The organism is Streptomyces bobili (assembly GCF_002154575.1).
Classification (GTDB): Bacteria; Actinomycetota; Actinomycetes; order Streptomycetales; family Streptomycetaceae; genus Streptomyces; species Streptomyces bobili.
Genome location: NZ_MUBA01000610.1, coordinates 1 through 2,632, shown reverse-complemented (window position 1 = coordinate 2,632; position 2,632 = coordinate 1). Strand labels below are relative to the sequence as shown.

3 protein-coding genes are annotated in these 2,632 nt (G+C 75.5%); all 3 read right to left on the bottom strand.

The window, feature by feature from the left end:
• Positions 1–972 (bottom strand): ABC transporter substrate-binding protein (locus BZL64_RS34880; RefSeq protein ID WP_086773076.1); only part of this gene is annotated, 972 nt, incomplete at its 3' end.
• Between the two features lie 238 nt (positions 973–1,210).
• The gene (locus tag BZL64_RS34875) at positions 1,211–2,200 is read right to left on the bottom strand and encodes a helix-turn-helix domain-containing protein (protein ID WP_086773075.1); all 990 of its coding nucleotides are present in this window, start codon (positions 2,198–2,200) and stop codon (positions 1,211–1,213) included.
• A gap of 160 nt (positions 2,201–2,360) precedes the next feature.
• Positions 2,361–2,632 (bottom strand): alpha/beta hydrolase (locus tag BZL64_RS34870; protein WP_143663395.1); only part of this gene is annotated, 272 nt, incomplete at its 5' end.

The following is a 2,632-nucleotide window of genomic DNA, read 5'->3' as shown; positions in this document are numbered from 1 at the left end:
GTCGGTGCGCACCGACCAGCCGTTGAACGAGGCCTGCTGCTGGGCGGTGGACAGCTGCCAGTTGAGGTAGAGGCAGGCGGCGGCGGGGTGCGCGGCCTGCCGCAGGATCGCGGCCCGCTGGCCCCAGGCCATGAAGGGATGCCCCTCGGCGACGAGGAACCGCGTCGGCGACGACGGCACCGAGTTCAGCGAACCCGAGCCGCCGATACCGATGGCCTTCTGCCCGCTGCGGACGGCCGCGCCCGGCGTGTGGCTGCCGCGCGCGAACTGGACGTCCTGCGCGGCGAGTTTCGCCGCCCACTCCCAGCCGTACCGCTTGACGTACTGCGCGTACAGGTAGAGCACGGCGTCGTCGTCGTGCGGGTACGAGGAGGCGATCCTGCCCTTCCACTTCGGGTCGATCAGGTCGAGCGGGGTGCGGGGCGCGTCCGCACCGACGGCGTCGGTCCCGTACATGGAGCCGAAGGCGATGACACCGATGGCCACCCATGCGCCCTGCGGGTCCTTGAACCCGTGGTGGATCTGCGAGAACCCGGCGGGCTTGTACGACAGCAGGCGGCCCTGCGACTTCCAGCGGACGAAGTCCTGCACCGTCTGGAGCTGGACCACGTCGGGGACCAGGGTGTCGGTGGCGAACTGGTTGTCGACGCGGACGTCGTGATACTTGCTGTAGTCCACGACCAGCGTCAGGTCGATGTCCGGGAAGCGGCGGAGGAACGCCGCCTTGGTGCCGTCCTGCTGGGTCGGGGTGTCCCCGCCGGCGTAGAGGACGAGCTTGCCGCCTTCCGCCAGCGCCGCCTGGTACAGCTCGTCGAGCGACCTGGTCTCCTCGGCGCCGCCGGACCGCTGCTGCGGAGAGGCCGCGGTGGGGGAGGCCGCGGCGGGGCCGGAGCCGAGACCGAGCGCGCCGATACCGAGGGCGGCACCGGCTCCGGTCGTGAGGAGACGCCGCCTGCTGGGCGAGATGGGCATGCTGAGGACCTCTCTGAGGGGGGAGGAAACGGGGGGTGTCGGTGACCGGGCGCCACGGTCACCGCCGATTCTTCCGCCGTGGGAGCGGGCCGCGCGTCCCCCGGACGGAGCGGAGACCGGGCGTCCGGGGTAATCCGCGTTCAACCGAACGGTTGAACGCGACCTCGCCCCCTCCGGGGCTCCCGCGGTCCTAGGGTCTTTCGTTTCGGTCAGCCCGGCCTAATCCAAACGAGAGGCCCTAACTCCGCGCCAGCCTCCGCAGGGTCAGCGCGAGGTGCAGGCGCAGCCGGCCCTGGGGCGTGCGGGTCGGCCAGCCCAGCAGGTGTTCGGCGTGGATGAGGCGGTCCTGGAGGGTGGAGTGGTGCACACCGGCCTCGACGGCGGCGGCCCGCAGACTCGTCGTGGCGGTCACCGCGTGCAGGGTGGCGAGCATCCAGGGGGCGTCCGTGGCCGCCGCCTCCACGGCCCGGACGTCGGCCGGGGGTTCGCCGCCCGGGACGACGAGGTCCGCCAGCAGCGCGAGTCCGCCCAGTTCGTCGGCGTACACGACACGGGGGCCGGGATCGTGCGCGGTGCCCTCCGCGGCGAACCGCAGCGCGGTGCGGGCGGCGGCCCACGAGCGGGGCAGGTCGAGGATCGGGACGGCGGGGCCGACACCGGTCCGGCCCGCGTACGGTCCGGCCTCGCGCGAACCGGACAGGACCCGGGGCGGCCCCTGCGGCGTGGCCAGCGCGCGGGCCGGGGCGGCGGGGTCCAGACCGAGCCGGCGGGCCGCGTGCAGCCGGGCCGGTTCGGTGGCCGTCTCGTCCAGCACCGTCTCCACCAGCGCCGGGTCGTCCAGCGGGACCCGGCCGCGCGTGCGGTCGAGCACCCGCCGGATCACCCCGGCGGCCCGCTCCAGGATCACGGCGTCCACGACACTCGGCACCGCGCCCGGCCGCTCCAGCCACAGCGCGGGCTCCCCGCCGCGAGTCAGCGCGGCGGTCGGCCAGGCCGGGTCCGGCGCCAGGTCCGAGTCCCGGCGGGTGCCGTCCGGCTCCACCCGGACCCGCACCCGCCGCCCGGCGTCCACCAGCCGCGCGGGCACCCCGGCGAGCACGGCGGCCCCGCGCACCAGCGCCTCCACCCCGGCCCGCGCCTCGGCCAGCCGGTCGAAGTAGGCGATGACCTGCACGGCGGCGCCGGCGTCGGGATCCAGCGCGGTCAGCCGCCCGGCCAGCTCTTTCATACGGCCATCATGCGCCACCGGCCCGCCGGAGAGGAGGGGTGCGGGCGGGTGCGGGCCCGGCCCTCGGTCCGTACGGAATCCGGCGGCGACGGCCGCCGCCGTGGGTGAACGCGGGCCCGGCGGGGGTTCACCCGCCGCCGATCGCTCGCGGCGCCGCGACCTACTCCGCCAACAGCCGCCGCAGCCACTCCAGTTGTGCGGTACGGGCCGCCCGCGAGACCGCGGCCTGCGGGGCGAAGCCGTCGAAGCCGTGGAAGCCGCCCGGCCAGACGTGCAGCTCGGCGACCCCTCCGGCCTGCCAGATCCGGGAGGCGTAGGCGACGACCTCGTCCCGGAAGGTCTCCGCGGAACCCACGTCGAGGAAGGCCGGGGGCAGCCCGGAGAGGTCCTCGGCGCGGGCCGGACGTCTCCCCGTACGCGGCTCCGGCCCGC

Excerpts from the sequence above, each read along its gene's own strand:
- BZL64_RS34875 (WP_086773075.1), bottom strand. The coding sequence starts at position 2,200 with ATGAAAGAGCTGGCCGGGCGGCTGACCGCGCTGGATCCCGACGCCGGC.